The organism is Xanthomonas hortorum (assembly GCF_011305375.1).
In the GTDB taxonomy this organism is placed as follows: Bacteria; Pseudomonadota; Gammaproteobacteria; order Xanthomonadales; family Xanthomonadaceae; genus Xanthomonas; species Xanthomonas hortorum_E.
Window position 1 is genome coordinate 366261 of the sequence record NZ_VCME01000007.1, and the last position, 17476, is coordinate 383736.

Here is a 17476-nt window from a genome sequence, read left to right on the forward strand (position 1 = left end):
GCGTGCGCTGTCATCTAGATGCAATGCGGCGCGCGCGCGGCCTGCGACACAAGCCTCATCACCAACCATGATCAGCTCATGCGTTTTCGCTTGCTCGCCGCTAACCATTTGTTTACACGTTCGCGCCGCGCTGCGGGCACAACGTGCGGGTCATTCAGTGGGAGTTGCACATGGAAACCCATATCACCGTCATCGGTGCCGGCTTTTGCGGTACCGCGCTGGTTCGTGCGCTGGCGCAGACGGCCGACGCGCAGGTCCGCATCACTTTGGTCGGCGTGGCCGAGACCTTCGGCAGCGGCATTGCCTATGGTGCGGCACGGCCGGAACATTTGCTCAACGTGCGTGCCAAAGACCTGGGGATCGATGCACAAGCGCCCGGTGCATTCGCAGATACCCTGCATCTTGGCGATAGCGGGCGATTGGAATTCCTGCCGCGCCTGGCCTATGGCGATTATCTGCGCAGCGAGCTGGATACCGCGGTCAGCGGCGCGCAGGCCTCGATCATGCGGCTATCGCAGGAAGCCGTGGCAGTGGAGCGCGTGCGCAAGGGGTTTCGCGTGTTTCTGGCCAATGGCGATGCCTTCCATAGCGACCGGGTGGTGTTGGCGGTCGGTGCACTGCAACCGCAGGCGCTTGCCGGCATCGGCCCGCGCTTGAGCGTGCATCCGCGCTACATCGGTTGGCCGTGGCAAGGCGATGCCTTGGCGCAGTTGTCGCCCGACGATGACGTGCTGATCGTCGGCACCGGGCTGACCATGGTGGATGTGGCCTTGACCCTGCATGCGCGCGGGCATCGTGGACGGCTGGTGGCGATCTCGCGGCGGGGGCTGGCACCACAGGCGCATCTGCGTCAGCCAGGCGCGGTGCTGGAATTGCCGCCGCATCTGCAGCGCGCGCTCAAGGACGCCGACCTGCGTGGCCTGCTACGCGGCGTGCGTCAGCTGAGCGCAGTGGTCGACGATTGGCGGCGCGTGGTGGATGCTCTGCGCCCGCATCTGCAGCCGTTGTGGCAGCGTCTTGAGTTACCTGAGCGTGCGCGCTTTCTGCGCCACTTGCGGCCGTATTGGGAAGTGGCGCGGCATCGGGTTGCGCCGGGCGCGGCGGAGCAATTGGCGCAGCTGCAGGCCTCGGGCCAATTGCAGGTGACCGCAGCACGCCTGCTGCGTGCGCGTTGGGTGCCCGATGGCGTGGAGGCGGTGATCCGCCCGCGTGGTGCTGCCGACGCGCAGACCGGTCACTACGACGCGGTGATCCGCGCCACCGGCTTGGATACCGACATCGACCGCACCAGCGATCCGCTGATCGCCGGCATGCGCGAAGCCGGCCTGTTACGTGCCGATCCGCTTGGGTTGGGTGTGGACACCGACGCGCAATTGCGGGTGCGCGATGGCGCCGGGCAAATCGTGCCGGGGCTGTATTGCGTTGGTCCGCTGTTGCGTGGGCGCTATTGGGAAATCACCGCCGTGCCGGAGTTGCGCGTTGCTACACGCGCATTGGCCGAGCGTCTGTTGTTGGGCGCGATGCCGGCGTTACAGCCGGAGCCGGAACATATGCCGCGCGAGGTCAATGCGCGGTTGTAGGTGGCCGTACCCTCACCCCAACCCCTCTCCCGACGGGAGAGGGGCTTTAATCCTTCTCCCGTCGGGAGAAGGTGCCCCGCAGGGGCGGATGAGGGTACGAGCGCAATCTCGTGTAGTTGGACGATGCGAGCAGCTTCGCTCCGTACCCTCACCCCAACCCCTCTCCCGCAGGAGAGGGGCTTTAACCTTTCTCCCCTCGGGAGAAGGTGCCCCGCAGGGGCGGATGAGGGTACGAGCGCAGCCTCGTGCGGTTGGACTATGCGAGTAGCTTCGCTCCGTACCCTCACCCCAACCCCTCTCCCGATGGGAGAGGGGCTTATCGCTCCTTCCAACGGGATCTTGATCTGCGCGCGCAGGTATAGCCCTCATCTCGCAATATCGCGCGGACTTCGCCAAACAGCGCAATCATGCAGCGTGATGCGTAGCGCACTGCACCGGTGCGTACAGGATTAGGTCATGTTGATCGGCCTGGGCTGATTACAGTCCAGGTCGCTTCATCCCCTCGTCCGCCTGGAGTCCGCCATGCCCCGTCTTGCTGCCACTGCCTTGCTCGCCACGCTGTGCGCTTGCGCGCTACCCGCCTGGGCCAGCGAATCGCTCAACACCCGCGCTGAAGTGCTCGCGGCCCTGGAGGCCGGCTATGACGTCAGCCTGACCACCGACCTCGCTCGCTGCACACCCGAAGAAGGCACCCCGGTGACTCAGACCCGTGGCGGCCGCCATATCGATGCCTATCGCATCACCGAGGACGGCACCGCCGCATTCTCCGGCTCGCATTTCACCGTGGCCAACGACGGCAAGCCGATCCAGCAGTTCATGCGTTATCAGCTGCGTCCGGATGGCAGCGTGCGTTTCACCACTTACATGTACGACCTGCCGGGTCTGCAACAACGTGGCCCGGTGCTGGCCTATCAATGCACGATCAACCAGGGCATCCGCTTCCACGCCGATTGAGTGCGTTTGCCCCCTCATTACCGAGAAAGCACATGTCCTCACGTCTGTACTTTTCACTTGCTATCGCAGTGCTGTCAGCCAGTGCGGTTCCCGCATTCGCCACGCAATCCTTGAACACGCAAGCGAGCCTGATCGATGCGTTGGAGGCCGGCCGCAATGTGGCGGTGTCGGTCGATCTGTCGCGCTGCACGGCCGAAGCGGGCACCGCGTCCAGCCAGAACCGCGGTGGTGTGCGCATCGGCGCCTACCGTCTTACCGCCGACGGCACCTTGGCGTTTTCCGACACCCAGTTCATCGCTGCCAGCAGCGATGGCAGGCCGTTCCAGCAGTTCCAGCGCTACCAGGTACTTGCCGACAACAGTGTGCGGCTGACCACCTACATGTACGACCTGCCGAGTCTGCAGCAACGCGGGGCACTGCTGGCGTATCAATGCACGATCAATCAGGGCATTCGCTTCCACGCGCACTGAACGCGCCGATGCGTTGCGCGATGCCACTTGAGCGAGTGGCATCGCGTCGATGACGCTACAGCATCAACATACAACCTGGTGACGACTACTGCACCGCAACCGCATCGTTGGCGCCGGATTGCCAACCGCCGCCCAACGCCTTGAAGGTGGCCACTGCACTGCGTGCCGCATCGGTGCGTGCCTGCACCTGGGCATCGGAGGCACGCAGCAAGCTGTCGTCGGCATTCAAGACTTCGATCAGGCTGACCACGCCTTTCTCATAGGCCAGCGCCGATGCGCCACGCGCTTTGCCCAGTGCATCCACACCTTGCGATAGCACCGCTGCCTGCTGCTCGCGTTTGACCAGTGCGGTCAACGCATTCTCCACGTCTTCCGTGGCGCGCAACACGGCCAGGCGATACGCGGCCAGCTGCTCGGCTTCCTGTCCCTTGGCCTGTGCGATCTGCGCGTTGATGCGGCCGAAATCGAACAGCCGCCAGCGCAAACCTAGCACGCCGGCAGATTGGCTGGCATCGCTGGTGAACAGGTTGGCGCCGGAGATGGCGGTGGCGCTGCCGAGTAATCCGCTGAGCGAAAATTTCGGGTAGTACTCGGCCATCGCCACGCCGATGCGCGCGTTCGAGGCTGCCAGCCGGCGCTCGGCAACGATCAGGTCCGGGCGGCGCCGCAGCAGGTCGCCGGGCGTGCCCGTGTCGGCAATACGCGGCGCAAGCGGAATGGGTTTGCTGGTGGCCAGCTCTGCGCGATGCGTCCCTGGCGCAACACCCAACATCACGTCCAGTGCATTCATCGCCGCGACCAGGCCGCTTTCGATACCGGGCACCGATGCCTGCGCCTGTGCAAGCGCGCCTTGTGCCTGGTGCAGCTGCAGCTCGGGTGCGAGTCCTTTGCCATGCAGCAGCGTCACCATGGACAGCAGGCCTTGCTGGGTGGCGACCTGGCGCTGCACCACCTCCAGCCGTGCCTGCAGGCCGCGGATGCTGATGTAGATGTCGGCGGTCTGCGCGGCCACTGCCAGACGGGTAGCGGCTGCACCGGCTTCGCTGGCCTGGTAGTCGGCGAGTGCGGCCTGGCGCCCGCGACGCAGGCCGCCGAACAGATCCAGCTCCCAGCTCGCGCCCAGGTTGGCTTCGTAGGTGCTGGCATAGCGGTCGAAGTTGGGCGTGCTGTTGAGCACCTGGCCGAGCGGAGTCTCCAGCGACTGATAGGCGCGGGTCGCGTTGCCGCTGATGTTGCCCGAAGGCAGCAGTGCGGCCGTGGCGGCGGTCAGCCCGGCGCGGGCCTGGGTGACACGTGCGCTGGCCTGGGCCAGGTCCAGGTTCTGCGCCAGCGCCTGGGTGACGTAGCGGCTCAGGTCCGGGTCGTCGAAATCGGTCCACCAGGTCGATAGATCGGCCTGTGTGGCGGTCTGGCGCTGCTCGGCCGCTGCCTGGCCGAGATAGCGATCCGGCAGGGGCGCCGAGGGGCGGGTGTACTCGGGGCCAACGGCGCAGCCTGCGGCAAGGCTGGCGGCGATGAGCGCGGCAAGGGGACGAAGTGACGACATGACGGTACCGGCGAAGGCAATGGTGGGCTGTGACTATAATACGAAATGGTCACTTTTGTGCGGATTGTGTTTGAGCGCTAAGCTGTTCGCATGAGCAAAGCATCCAGCTATCCCGTTTCAGGCCGTGGTCCGGCCGATCACGATGTGCGCGACCAGATCGTGGCAGCGGCAACCGAGCACTTCAGCCGCTACGGCTACGAAAAGACGGCCGTGTCCGATCTGGCCAAGGCGATCGGGTTCTCCAAGGCCTACATCTACAAGTTCTTTGAATCCAAGCAGGCCATCGGCGAGATGATCTGCACCAACTGTCTGCGCGAGATCGAGACAGAGGTGCGCGCGGCGGTGGACGAGGCCGAGCAGCCGCCCGAGAAGCTGCGGCGGCTGTTCAAGGTGATTATCGAGGCCAGCCTTCGCTTGTTTTTCCAGGATCGCAAGCTGTATGAGATTGCGACCTCGGCGGCGACCGAGCGCTGGCAGTCGGTGATCGCTTACGAGGTGCGCATCCAGAAAGTGCTGCAGGACGTGCTGCAGCAAGGCCGGCAAAGTGGCGATTTCGAGCGCAAGACGCCACTGGACGAGGCCACCCAGGCGATCTATGTGGTGATGCGCCCGTACATGAATCCGCTGTTGCTGCAGCACAGTCTGGAGCATGCTGACGAGGTGCCATTGCTGCTGTCGGGTCTGGTGTTGCGGAGCCTTTCGCCCTGAAAGCTGATAGTGACTATTGACTGATATGGTCACAAGTCTCAAGATGCGAGCCTTCAACAGCACGCACTGGGATTTCCATGCTTCGCCGCCGCCTCGTTACCTCCACTTTCCTGTGTGCGCTGCCGTTGGCATTGATCGCCTGCGGCGAGGCGCCGCCGCCCGACCCCCGCACTGCGACACCGCTGGTGCGCGTGGTCACCGTCGAAGAGGCCGGTACGGCAGCGCGCAGCTTCTCCGGCACGGTCGCCGCGCGGGTGCAGAGCGATCTGGGCTTTCGGGTCTCCGGCAAGGTGCTGGAGCGGCTGGTCGATACCGGCCAGCGGGTCACGCGCGGGCAGCCGTTGCTGCGGATCGACCCGGTCGATCTCCAGCTCGCCGCACGCGCGCAGCAGGACGCGGTGGCAGCCGCGCAGGCACGCGCGCAGCAGACTGCCGACGATGAGGCGCGCTACCGCGATCTGCGTGGCACCGGCGCCATCTCCGCCTCCGCCTACGACCAGATCAAGGCCGCCGCCGATGCCGCCAAGGCGCAGTTGAGTGCGGCTCAGGCGCAGGCCGAGGTGGCCCGCAATTCCAACCGCTACAGCGATCTGTTGGCCGACGCCGATGGCGTGGTGATGGAAACACTGGTCGAACCAGGGCAGGTCGTGGCAGCCGGCCAGCCGGTGGTGCGGCTGGCGCATGCCGGGCGCCGTGAGGCGATCGTGCAGCTGCCGGAAACATTGCGCCCGCCGGTTGGCTCGGTCGCGCAGGCCACGCTGTTCGGCAATGCAGGCGTCACGGTGCCGGCCACGCTGCGTCAGCTGTCCGACAGCGCAGACCGGCTGACCCGCACCTTCGAGGCACGTTACGTGCTCGACGGCGCATTGGCTGATGCGCCGCTGGGCACTACCGTCAGCATCCGCATTGCCGACGGCACGGCCGCCAGCACGCAGACCGGCCTGCAGGTGCCGCTGGCCGCGCTGTTCGATGCGGGCAAGGGGACGGGTGTGTGGGTGATTGCCGGCAATCCGGCCAAGGTGAGCTGGCGGCCGGTGACGGTGCTGGGCCTGGACGACGACCATGCCAACGTTGCCGGCAAACTGGCGCGTGGCGAGCGCATCGTGGCGCTGGGTGCGCACCTGTTGCGCGAAGGTGAGCAGGTGCGGATCGCCAACACGATTGCGCCTGCCAGTGGCGCGACCAGTGCTACCAAGACCGCGAGCGCAGCAGGAGCGCAGCCGTGAGCGAGGGCCGCTTCAATCTCTCCGCGCTCGCGGTGCGCGAGCGCTCCATCACGCTGTTTCTGATCTTCCTGATTTCGTTGGCCGGCCTGGTCGCGTTCCTCAAGCTTGGCCGCGCGGAGGATCCGGCATTCACTGTCAAGGTGATGACCATCATCACTGCCTGGCCGGGCGCAACGCCGCAGGAAATGCAGGACCAGGTCGCCGAAAAACTCGAAAAGCGTCTGCAGGAACTGCGCTGGTACGACCGCAGCGAAACCTATACGCGCCCCGGCCTTGCGTTTACGACGTTGACGTTGCTGGACAGCACACCGCCTAGCCAGGTGCAGGAGCAGTTCTATCAGGCGCGCAAGAAGGTGGGCGATGAAGTCGGCAACCTGCCGGCCGGCGTGATCGGGCCGATGGTCAATGACGAATATGCCGACGTCACCTTTGCGTTGTTCGCGCTGAAGGCCAAGGGCGAGCCGCAACGCTTGCTCGCGCGCGATGCGGAAAGCCTGCGCCAGCACATGTTGCACGTGCCGGGCGTCAAGAAGGTCAACATCATCGGCGAGCAGCCAGAGCGCATCTTTGTCGAGTTCTCGCACGAACGTCTGGCCACGCTGGGGGTCAGTCCGCAGGAGGTGTTTGCCGCGCTCAATGCGCAAAACGCCTTGAATGCGGCAGGGTCGGTGGAAACGCGTGGACCGCAGGTGTTCATTCGCCTGGACGGTGCGCTAGACAGTTTGCAGAAGATTCGCGATACCCCGCTGGTGGTGCAGGGCCGCACCTTGAAGCTGTCGGATATCGCCAGCGTCAAACGCGGTTATGAGGATCCCTCCACCTTCATGATCCGCAGTGGCGGCGAGCCGGCATTGCTGCTGGGCATCATCATGCGCGACGGCTGGAACGGCCTGGAGTTGGGCAAATCGCTGGATAGCGAAGTGGGCGCGATCAATACCGAGCTGCCGCTGGGCATGCGCCTGAGCAAGGTCACCGACCAGGCGGTCAACATCGACGCGTCGGTGGGCGAGTTCATGACCAAGTTCTTCGTCGCGCTGCTGGTGGTGATGCTGGTGTGCTTCGTCAGCATGGGCTGGCGCGTGGGTATCGTGGTGGCGGCCGCGGTGCCGCTGACGCTGGCGGCTGTGTTCGTGGTGATGCTGGCCACCGGCAAGAATTTTGACCGCATCACGCTGGGCTCGTTGATCCTGGCGCTGGGGCTGTTGGTGGACGACGCCATCATCGCCATCGAGATGATGGTGGTGAAAATGGAGGAAGGCTACAGCCGCGTCGCCGCATCGGCGTATGCGTGGAGCCACACCGCCGCGCCGATGTTGTCCGGTACGTTGGTGACGGCGGTCGGCTTCATGCCGAACGGGTTTGCCGCTTCCACCGCTGGCGAATACACCAGCAACATGTTCTGGATCGTGGGGATCGCGTTGATCGTCTCGTGGGTGGTGGCCGTGGTGTTCACTCCCTATCTGGGCGTCAAACTGCTGCCCGACCTGAAGAAGATCGAAGGCGGCCACGCCGCGATGTACGACACGCCGCGCTACAACCGCTTCCGCACTGCGCTGGAGCGTGTCATCGCACGCAAATGGCTGGTGGCCGGTTCGGTGATCGGGTTGTTCGTGCTTGCGATTCTTGGCATGGGCATCGTCAAGAAGCAGTTCTTCCCGATCTCCGATCGCCCCGAAGTGCTGGTCGAAGTGCAACTGCCGTACGGCACCTCGATCACACAGACCAGTGCCGCCACCGCCAAGCTGGAAGCCTGGCTTGCCAAGCAGGACGAAGCGAAGATTGTCACCGCGTATATCGGGCAGGGCGCGCCGCGCTTCTTCCTGGCAATGGGCCCGGAGTTGCCGGATCCGTCATTTGCCAAAATCGTGGTGCGCACCGACAACCCGCACGAACGCGATGCATTGAAGCTGCGCATGCGCAAGGCCGTCTCCGAAGGCCTGGCACCGGAGGCGCGCGTGCGTGTGACGCAACTGACCTTCGGCCCGTACTCGCAATTTCCGGTGGCGTACCGTGTCAGTGGTGCCGACCCGCAGGTGTTGCGCGGTATCGCCGCGCAGGTCAAGCAGGTCCTGCAGGACAGCCCGATGCTGCGCACCGTCAACACCGACTGGGGCACCCGCACACCAACGCTGCATTTCACCCTGGAGCAGGATCGTCTGCAGGCAGTGGGGCTGACCTCGACCGCAGTCGCTCAGCAGTTGCAGTTCCTGCTCAGTGGTGTGCCGATCACGCTGGTGCGCGAAGATATTCGCAGCGTGCAAGTGGTGGCGCGTTCGGCCGGCGAGACGCGTTTTGATCCGGCACGCATCGCCGATTTCACCCTGGCCGGTGCCAATGGCCAACGCGTGCCGCTGTCGCAGGTGGGCAGCGTGGATGTGCGGATGGAAGAGCCGATCCTGCGGCGCCGCGATCGTGTGCCGACGATCACGGTGGGCGGCGATGTCGACGACCAACTGCAGCCGCCGGATGTCTCGGCCGCGATCACCAAGCAGTTGCAGCCGATCATCGACAAACTGCCCAGCGGATATCAGATCAAGGAGGCCGGTTCCATCGAGGAATCCGGCAAGGCGACTGCCGCGATGCTGCCGTTGTTCCCTATCATGCTGGCGGTCACCTTGATCATCATCATCCTGCAGGTGCGCTCGATGTCGGCGATGGTGATGGTGTTCCTGACCAGCCCGCTGGGCCTGATCGGCGTGGTGCCGACCTTGATCCTATTCCAGCAGCCGTTCGGCATCAATGCGCTGGTGGGCTTGATTGCGCTCTCGGGCATCTTGATGCGCAACACGCTGATCCTGATCGGGCAGATCCATCACAACGAGGCCGAAGGACTGGACCCGTTCCACGCCTTGGTGGAAGCCACCGTGCAGCGTGCCAGGCCGGTGATCCTGACCGCGCTGGCCGCGATCCTGGCGTTCATCCCGCTCACGCACTCGGTGTTCTGGGGCACGCTGGCCTACACGCTGATCGGCGGCACGCTGGCCGGCACGATTTTGACCCTGGTGTTTCTGCCGGCGATGTATTCGATCTGGTTCAAGATCCGGCCGGAGAACAGCGGCGCACCGACGCCTGCCAAGCACGCATGAGTTGGGTCTGCGACGGTGGCGAGAGCCCCGTCGCAGAGATCGCGTGGCAGTGTCGCTCGCGCGATTCCCACTCCACTGCCATTGCAGCGTTGCAGCGGCGCGGTGTCTCAGCGGATGGACCGAGCTTCCGCCCGAAGGCCAGGACCGGCACGCGTCGCGGGAGGCTCCCGGCTTCGGTCGCAGTGCAGGCCCGAATCCCGCCCGGACAGCCGCCGATTCACCCAGAACGGCCGTGTGGCCTCACAATAGGCGGCCAGTTCCCAACCGATGTCGCCATGCGCAAGACCTACCAGCTCAACCTCGAAGGCAAGAACCGCGATCGTCTGCTGGAGTCCAGCAAGAACGATATCCGCAAGTACATCCGCCGCGAGCGCCGCAAGGACTTGCCGGAAGGTGCGGATTATTGGGACTTCGACATGCGCTTCGGGGTGGACGAGGCCAGCGCCGCGCCACTGCCGCCGGCCGAGTTGATCCGCTCGATCAATGCGCTCACCAGCGAAGGTGGCGAGCAGTTCTTCGTGGAAATCCTGCGCAAGCCCGGCAAGCGCATCCCGCGCGTGGATGGCGATAGCGGCATGGGCGGCGAGCTGGATTTCGAGCAGGACTGAGTTCGCTGCTCCCTGCCTGCGGCGGACCGCTGCGAGGTGGCAGACCTTCAGGGCGCTATTACCTGCGTCGCTGCGGAAGAATCGCGCACATTGGCTTCCGGTTGCCAACGTGCACGGACCGCATGAAGTTTGCAGTGCCCCATCGTGCGCAGGTGCTTGCAGGCCACGAACGGACGTTGCGCAGCCACCCGCCAGCCCGCTGGGCTGGATGGCGGCATCTGCCGCTCGAACGCTGCGGTACGAGCGGGCTAGGCATCTGCCTGACGACTACTCCCTACGGTGCGTTGGCCGCGCTTGGTCCGGCTTGCCGGTCTGCGCCTGCGCCGCCGCACGCAATTTGTCCTTCTTGCTTGGCCGCTTGCCCTTGATGCCGCCGTTGTCATCCGCTGCCCGCACCGCTGCGTCGGGTGCATCGCCGGTGGGCGCCTCGGCCGGGGTTGGCGCGAAGCCTTCGATCACGCTGGTCGGCACGCGCAGGCCCTGGCGTTTTTCGATCAGCCGCCACTGCTGCGCACTGTCGGCAGTGACGAAGCTGATCGCCACGCCGCTGGCGCCGGCCCGTGCGGTGCGGCCGATGCGGTGGGTGTAGTCGACGGTGGAGCGGGGCAGGTCGTAATTGAGCACCGCCGGCAGTGCCTCGATGTCGATGCCGCGCCCAGCCAGATCGGTGGCCACCAGCACCTGCACGTCCGCCTGTTTGAAGGCGCGCAGCGCGCGTTCGCGGCGGCCCTGACTCAATTCGCCGTGCAGCGGCAATGCGGCGATACCGGTCTTGCTCAATTTTTCGGCGACCTTGTCTGCAGTGTGGCGGCTGGCGACGAACACCAGTAGCTGCGGCCACGCGTGTTCCTGCAGCAGCTGACGCAGCAGCTGTGTGCGCTGGCCGGCATCTACCGCGATGGCGCGTTGCGTAATGGCTGGCGCCTGTTCGGGCGTGGCTTCGATAGTGATGCGCAGCGGGTCGCGCAGACGCCGCTTGGCCAGTGATGCGATGGCTGGAGGAAACGTGGCCGAGACCAGCACGCTTTGCCGCTGCGCCGGCAGCAAGGCCAGGATGCGATCGAGCTCGGCGCCAAAGCCCAGGTCCAGCAGGCGATCGGCCTCGTCCAGCACCAGCGTCCTTACCTGCGACAAGCGCAGTGCATTGTGCGCCACCAGGTCCAGCAGCCGCCCCGGGGGGGCGATGACGATGTCCGCGCCACCGCGCAGCGCCATCAGTTGCGGGTTGATGGCCTCACCGCCGGTGGCGGCGACGATCTTCAGTCGTCGCGGCAAGGCGGCGGCCAGCGACAGCAGGGTCTGCGCGACTTGCGCGACCAGCTCACGTGTCGGTACCAGGATCAGCCCGCCCAGCACGCGCGGCGCCTGTTCCGGCGCCTGCAGGCGCTGCTGCAGCAGCGGCAAGGCATACGCCAGGGTCTTGCCCGAGCCGGTCTGCGCGGTGGCGATCAGGTCGCGTCCGGCCAGCATCGGCGGAATCATCGCGACCTGGATCGGCGTGAGCGTACGCACACCGGCCCTGGCGAGCGCGGACTCGAACAAGGGCTGTAGCTGTAGCGACAGCAAATCTGCTTTTAGTGACATCGCGCGATTATCCGCGCATTGTCGACGGCGTGCATGCCGAAACGAAATGCAGGTGCGCTTGCAGCGCATAGCGCTCCATGGCGCCGCCAAGCGGCAGTGGCAACAACCGGTGTGTCGACCCGAGGTCTGCTGCGTCCAATGCGACTAACCCACGGCCGTGGCCCGGTTTTTTTGGGTTGGTTAGTCACCGAACATCGGTTGCGCAGATCACTCATCAGAGTGGAATAGTGTCGCTTATCTGCAGTGCTTGGTTCAGGTTTTTTCAGGTGTTCGCATTATTGCCTAGATCTTCGCGCAACGAAATCGATTTTTATGATTAACGCGATCTAATATGCGTGCGCATCCATAAGAGTGCAATTCAGATCCATACAAACGATGGTGGTAGAAAATGAAAAAATTTCTCAGATCATTCGGAGTGGGCGGCTCAAGCAGCAGTCGTTTTCAACATCATATTCCGGAGGCTGACTCAGCTACAAGTCGTAAGGCGTCTACGCCACCGGCCTCTCCGCCCCCGGATTCCCCGCCCAGTAACTCTGCTTTTTCCGCTCTCCCGACCAGGCCTCGCAAAAAGGCTGAGGCCCTTTCGGACGCGGTGGAGTCGCGCGGACATTTAGCGCCGCCAAGCCTGGTCTCCTATGCCAACGCAACCCTCGATCAGCTGAAGCGAAATGAACCCATCAGCGAGTCGCTTCGGCTGATGGACATTGAGAATCTCCCCCATCTAGTCCGCTCATACGAAAATAGATTGAATAATCTAAACCTGCGCAGCTTCGACACACCGGGGCAGTTCTTATATGACCTGAGTCGCTGGCATAAAACAGGATTGCCATTAAGAGCGGTAGTGCGACTGGATGAAGACCCGAGGAGATGGCATCGCGTCGCGTTCGACGTGCGCAATCACGAGAGTGGTCACACGACGATTATCGCGCTGGAACCTGCGTCTGCTCACAACCCGACCCATATGCCTGGTTTCGTGAAAATGAGAGAAAATCTCACGTCTCAGTTCGGCAGGAAAATTTCGTTTGCGGTGATTGAAGCGGAAGCACTTAAGTCACTAGGTGGATGCGTCATATTTTCTCTTGATTATGCCCTGGCGGCATACCAAGAAAGAAGCACTTTTGACCAATGGCATAAAGATCTTCGAAAGAAAGGAAATATCAAGGGGATGACTCCCAAAAGTCAGGACCTTAACGAGCTTGGCGTCTATTTACTTGAAGGAACCAATTTGCTGCCGGCAAATTTCTACAAGCATGCGCATTCAAGGCGCACCATCGACGAGCTCGAGGCGGATCAGCCTGGCGCATCAGGCACTGATGTGAGGTCCGGCAGAGCCGCTGTCTACAAGGAGTCGCTGAGTCGTAGACTGGAGGAGTTCCAGGTCCAGCGCGATAGAACCTACAGCATGTCAATCGAAGCATCCAGAGCCCGGAAGATCCGCCACGCCTTAGAATCCTGAGACAATTACTAAATATTATTTATTTTCCTTGACCTTTGGAGGCCTGCCTTCCAGCGGGCTTTTTTCGGCATGCGATACGGCGACCCTGATGGAAAGCGCAAAGGAAGGCTTGGTTGCTGACGGAGCGTCTTCCAGCCTGCGCGGCGAGCTGGCAAGCCCGCCGCGCAGTGCTCAGTTGGCCAACGCCAGATCGTCCAGCAGTGCACGCAGGAAACGTGCGGCTTCGCCGCCAGTGGCGGCGCGGTGGTCGAAGGTCAGCGACAGCGGCATCACCTTGTGGGTTTCCACACCGCCCATCACCGGCGTGAGCTGGTAGCGCGCGCGGCCGGCGGCGACGATGGCCACACACGGCGGCACCACCACCGGGGTGGCGTAGCGGCCGGCGAACATGCCGAAGTTGGATAGCGAGATGGTGTAGCCACTGAGCTCGGAGGCAGCGATGCTGCGATTTTCCACCTGCTGGCGCAGCCGGTTGACGCTCTCGCGGATGCCGTGCGCGTCCAGCATGTCGGCATTGCGCAGCGCCGGCACGAACAGGCCTTCTTCGGTATCCACAGCAATGCCGATATCCACCTGCGTGTGCAGGGTGCGGCTGAGCGCCTCGCCGTCGAACCAGGCGTTGAGCGCGGGTACCGCCTGGCAGGCGCGCACGATGCCGCGCACCAGCCGCACGGTGACGTCGTTACCCGGGTGCCAGGCGTGGATGTCGGCATCGTCGTTGAGCGTGGTCGGCACCACCTTGCTGTGCGCATCGGCCATCACGCGCGCCATGTTGCGGCGCACGCCCTTGAGCTGCTCCGGCTGGCCTTTGGCGACCACGCTGGGTGATTGCGTGCGCATGGGTTTGCCGCTGGCAGACAGCGCTGAACGTTGTTGCGTATCGCTTGCTGCAGTGTTTGCGGTCTGCGTGTTTGCGGCGGCATGGTGCGAGGCTGCATTCGCGGTGTTGCTGTTGATCGATGTCACCGACGCACTCGCACGCGTCGTAGACACCGGCGCACTGCCGGCAGCGGCGGCCTGCTTCACATCGGCCATGGTCACGGTGCCATCCGGGCCGGTGGTGCGTACCTGCGCCAGATCCACGCGCAGCTTGCGGGCGAGTGCACGCACGGCCGGCATGGCACGCACGCCGCCGACTGCAATGGCCTGCTCGCTCTGCACGGCATTGGAGCTCTGCATCGCGCCGACCACGGTGCCGGCGTCATCGCGGTCGCTCTCGCCGTTGCTGGTGGAGTCGGCATCGGCGATCTCGCCGCCGTTATCGGAAGCGACCATGCGCGCCGTGTTCCCGGCGGCGCTGTCGCCGGTGCTGGGCGTGTGCGTTGGCGCAGGGCCGTGTGAGTGACCGGTGTCCTGACCATCGGCGCGCTGCGGCTGCGAAGCGTCCAGCGCAAACTGCGCCAGCACCGCGCCGGTGACGATGATATCGCCGGCGGCACCGGCGAGCTTGGTCACGGTGCCGGAGAACGGCGAGGGCACTTCGACCACCGCCTTGGCAGTTTCCATCGAGACCAGCGGGTCGTCCAGGCGCATGCTGTCGCCTTCCTTGACGAACCATTCCACGATGGTGGCGTCGGGCAGGCCTTCGCCCAGATCGGGCAGGTGGAAATTCTTGGCTTGGCTCATGGCAGATTCTCTTGCGCCGCAGGCAGCGGCGGCGTGGTGTCGTCGAGGAGTTCGAGGTCGGCGGCCGGCAGCCAGCCCTGCGTGCCATCGGCACGCTCGGACCACCACCAACCGCCATGTTCGTGATGCAGCAACACGTCCTCGCCCTGCATGGCAACGAGTTCGCGTGCGTCGTAATCGCGCAGGGCTTCGGCCAGGCCGTCGCCCAAGGGGCGCAGCCACGCCACCGGCGCCCAGCCGGCATGACCTTGCCCGGTGTTGACCCAGGCAAAGGCCGGCCATTCTTCATCGCGTACGCCGATCGCCACTTGCTGGCCGGCGTGGAAGCGAATCGGGTTGGCGACTCTGGCGTGGTGGTCGCAGAGCAGGCGGGCGCGCATGTCAGCCGGCGGCCACCGCGCGGCGGGCGGCGGTGACGATGCGCTCCACGCTCGGCAGGTACTTCATCTCCAGCCGGAACAGCGGGATATGCGTGTCGTAACCGGTAACGCGTTCGACTGGCGCGAGCAGGTCGTACATCGATTTTTCGGCCAGCTGCGCAGCGATCTCCGCACCGAAGCCGGCAGTGCGCGGGGCTTCCTGCACGATCACGCAGCGGCCGGTTTTTGCGACCGATTCGGCAATGGTGTCGAAGTCCAGCGGGCGCAACGTGGCCACGTCGATCACTTCGGCACTGATGCCTTCGCCGGCGAGTTTGTCGGCCGCTTCCAGGGCTTCTTTCACCTGCGCCCCCCAAGTGACCAGGGTGACGTCGGTACCGTCGCGCAGCACGAAGCACACATCCAGCGGCAGCGCTTCGCCATCGTTGGCAACCACTTCCTTGTACTGGCGATAGATGCGCTTGGGCTCCATGTAGATCACCGGATCCGGGTCGCGGATCGCAGCCAGCAACAGGCCGTAGGCGCGCTGCGGCGAAGACGGCAACACCACGCGCAAACCGGGCACGTTGGTAAAGATGGCTTCGTTGGCTTCGCTGTGGTGTTCCGGCGCGCGGATGCCGCCGCCCCATGGCACGCGCAACACCATCGGGCAATGCAGGCGGCCACGGGTGCGGTTGCGCAGGCGTGCGGCGTGGCAGATCAGGTGATCGACCATGGGATACACGAAGCCATCGAACTGCGCTTCGGCCACCGGCTTCATGCCTTGCGCGGCCAGGCCAACGCTCAGCCCGGCGATGGTGGTTTCGTCCAATGGCGTGTCCAGCACGCGCGCACTGCCGAAGCGTTGCTGCAGGCCGGCGGTGGCGCGGAATACGCCGCCGTTGACGCCCACATCCTCGCCCAGTACCAGCACCGCAGGGTCGTGTTCCAGCTCCCAGGCCAGCGCCTGGGTGATGGCTTCGATCAGGGTGATGGGCGAACTCATGGCAGTCTCTCCGCGCGTGGCTGCGGCGTTGTAAGGCGCACTGGCCTGCTGGGTGGCGGCGATGTGCGAGTGGGTGTGCTCATCCATGACGGGCCTCCAGCGCCATCACTTCGGCGCGCTGGGCGAGCAACTCGGCCGGCGGGTCGCCGTAGAGATAATCGAACATTGCTTCGACCGGCTGCACCGGGGTGTTGAGATAGGCGTTGACCTCTTCGTCCACGCGCGCGCCGCACTCGGTTTTCCAGGCGGTTTCCTGTGCGTCGTCCCACAGGCCTTGCGCGGTGAGATAGCGGCGCAGGCGCAGCAGCGGTTCGCGCGCCCAGCCCTGCTTGACCTCTTCTTCGCCGCGGTAGCGCCGCGCATCGTCGGCGGTGGTGTGGTCGGACAGGCGATAGGTCAGGAATTCGATCACCGTGCCGCCGTCGCCGGCCAGTGCACGCACGCGTGCCTGGCGCATCGCTTCGAGCACGGCAACCAGATCGTTGCCATCCACCTGCAGGCAATACAGGCCGCCGGCCAGGCCTTTCTGCGCCAGCGTCTGTGCGCCGGTCTGCGCCGAGCGCGGTACCGAGATCGCCCAGCCGTTGTTGATCACGCACAGGATCAGCGGCAGCTTGTAAGCGCCGGCCGAATTGAGCGCTGCGTAGAAGTCGGTTTTGGAACTGCCGCCATCGCCGCAGCAGGCCACGGCGACCTGTTGCTTGCCCTGCAGCTTGAACGACAGTGCGGAGCCGGCCGCATGCAGGCACTGGGTGGAAATCGGCACGCAGATCGGGAAGTCGATCGCCGCATCGGCATCGCGCGGATAGTCGCTACCACGCTCGTCGCCGCCCCAGTAAAGCAGCACATCGCGCGGGCGTACGCCGCGTTCGAACATGGTGCCGTACTCACGATAGCTGGGCGCGAACACATCGCCGCGGCGCATCGACGCACCAATGCCCACATGCGTGGCTTCGTGCCCCAGCGAGGCGGCGTAGGTGCCCAGCTTGCCGGTGCGCTGCAAGGCGACCGATTTGCTGTCGAAGGTGCGCACGAACAGCATGCGCTTGAACAGGGCGAGCAACTGTTGCGGGTTGGCGGCATCGGCCGGCAGGTCGTCGCGGACCCATTGGCCGTCCGCGTCCATGTATTGCAGATATTCGATCTCGAACTGCGCGGCTACGCTCATTGCGGCGACACCTTCACCAAGAAGTTTCAAATGATATGAGTTGCGATGTTAAGGACCACGCAGCAAAAGGCTGTCCTGCACCGCAGCACACAATGATGC

The 17476-nt window shown here is 64.5% G+C and carries 13 protein-coding genes and 1 pseudogene; 8 read left to right on the forward strand and 6 right to left on the reverse strand.

The features are described from left to right. Window positions 1–170: 170 nt before the first annotated feature. The 3 genes from FFY45_RS09315 (at window position 171) to FFY45_RS09325 (ending at window position 3004) form a co-directional block, all read left to right on the forward strand. Window positions 171–1580, forward strand: coding sequence for an FAD/NAD(P)-binding protein (locus tag FFY45_RS09315; protein ID WP_176340213.1), 1410 nt, complete (start codon window positions 171–173; stop codon window positions 1578–1580). A gap of 522 nt (window positions 1581–2102) precedes the next feature. Next, window positions 2103–2534, forward strand: coding sequence for a VirK family protein (locus FFY45_RS09320; protein WP_006448758.1), 432 nt, complete (start codon window positions 2103–2105; stop codon window positions 2532–2534). Window positions 2535–2566: 32 nt separating this feature from the next. Beyond that, window positions 2567–3004: a VirK family protein gene (locus FFY45_RS09325; RefSeq protein WP_176340214.1), complete on the forward strand. Its 438-nt coding sequence runs from the start codon at window positions 2567–2569 to the stop codon at window positions 3002–3004. Between the two features lie 85 nt (window positions 3005–3089). On the opposite strand, the gene FFY45_RS09330 is transcribed toward FFY45_RS09325, so the two are convergent. Next, window positions 3090–4550 (reverse strand): efflux transporter outer membrane subunit, encoded by a 1461-nt coding sequence (locus FFY45_RS09330; protein WP_176340215.1) that lies wholly within the window; start codon window positions 4548–4550, stop codon window positions 3090–3092. Window positions 4551–4640: 90 nt separating this feature from the next. Between FFY45_RS09330 and FFY45_RS09335 the strand changes: the two genes are divergently transcribed. The 4 genes from FFY45_RS09335 (at window position 4641) to FFY45_RS09350 (ending at window position 10178) form a co-directional block, all read left to right on the forward strand. Beyond that, window positions 4641–5258 carry a TetR/AcrR family transcriptional regulator gene (locus tag FFY45_RS09335; RefSeq protein WP_023902336.1) on the forward strand — a complete coding sequence of 206 codons (618 nt, stop codon included), beginning with the start codon at window positions 4641–4643 and terminating at the stop codon, window positions 5256–5258. Between the two features lie 77 nt (window positions 5259–5335). Continuing rightward, complete coding sequence (locus FFY45_RS09340) at window positions 5336–6484, forward strand: efflux RND transporter periplasmic adaptor subunit (RefSeq protein ID WP_176340216.1); 1149 nt, start codon at window positions 5336–5338, stop codon at window positions 6482–6484. Then, complete coding sequence (locus FFY45_RS09345; protein WP_176340217.1) at window positions 6481–9570, forward strand: efflux RND transporter permease subunit; 3090 nt, start codon at window positions 6481–6483, stop codon at window positions 9568–9570. The genes FFY45_RS09340 and FFY45_RS09345 overlap by 4 nt, the downstream gene beginning before the upstream one ends. 275 nt (window positions 9571–9845) lie before the next feature. After that, the gene (locus tag FFY45_RS09350) at window positions 9846–10178 is read left to right on the forward strand and encodes a DUF6172 family protein (RefSeq protein ID WP_006448752.1); all 333 of its coding nucleotides are present in this window, start codon (window positions 9846–9848) and stop codon (window positions 10176–10178) included. 267 nt (window positions 10179–10445) lie between these two features. Here FFY45_RS09350 and FFY45_RS09355 read toward each other — a convergent pair whose 3' ends face one another. Further along, the gene (locus tag FFY45_RS09355) at window positions 10446–11762 is read right to left on the reverse strand and encodes a DEAD/DEAH box helicase (protein ID WP_176340218.1); all 1317 of its coding nucleotides are present in this window, start codon (window positions 11760–11762) and stop codon (window positions 10446–10448) included. A 375-nt stretch (window positions 11763–12137) separates the two neighbouring features. Here FFY45_RS09355 and avrRxv point away from each other — a divergent pair. Then, window positions 12138–13218: pseudogene (gene avrRxv, locus FFY45_RS09360) on the forward strand (type III secretion system YopJ family effector AvrRxv). Window positions 13219–13389: 171 nt separating this feature from the next. Here avrRxv and FFY45_RS09365 read toward each other — a convergent pair. Genes FFY45_RS09365 through pdhA form a run of 4 tightly spaced genes read right to left on the reverse strand, consistent with a single transcriptional unit; the run spans window position 13390 to window position 17377 of the window. Beyond that, window positions 13390–14844, reverse strand: coding sequence for a dihydrolipoamide acetyltransferase family protein (locus FFY45_RS09365; RefSeq protein WP_176340219.1), 1455 nt, complete (start codon window positions 14842–14844; stop codon window positions 13390–13392). Continuing rightward, on the reverse strand, window positions 14841–15224 hold the full coding sequence (locus tag FFY45_RS09370; RefSeq protein WP_006448748.1) for an SH3 domain-containing protein: 384 nt from the start codon (window positions 15222–15224) through the stop codon (window positions 14841–14843). The genes FFY45_RS09365 and FFY45_RS09370 overlap by 4 nt, the downstream gene beginning before the upstream one ends. Before the next feature lies 1 nt (window position 15225). After that, on the reverse strand, window positions 15226–16296 hold the full coding sequence (locus FFY45_RS09375; RefSeq protein ID WP_055828255.1) for an alpha-ketoacid dehydrogenase subunit beta: 1071 nt from the start codon (window positions 16294–16296) through the stop codon (window positions 15226–15228). Then, window positions 16289–17377, reverse strand: a complete 1089-nt coding sequence (pdhA, locus tag FFY45_RS09380; RefSeq protein ID WP_176340220.1) for a pyruvate dehydrogenase (acetyl-transferring) E1 component subunit alpha — start codon at window positions 17375–17377, stop codon at window positions 16289–16291. Before pdhA ends, FFY45_RS09375 begins: the two co-directional genes overlap by 8 nt. Window positions 17378–17476 lie beyond the last annotated feature (99 nt).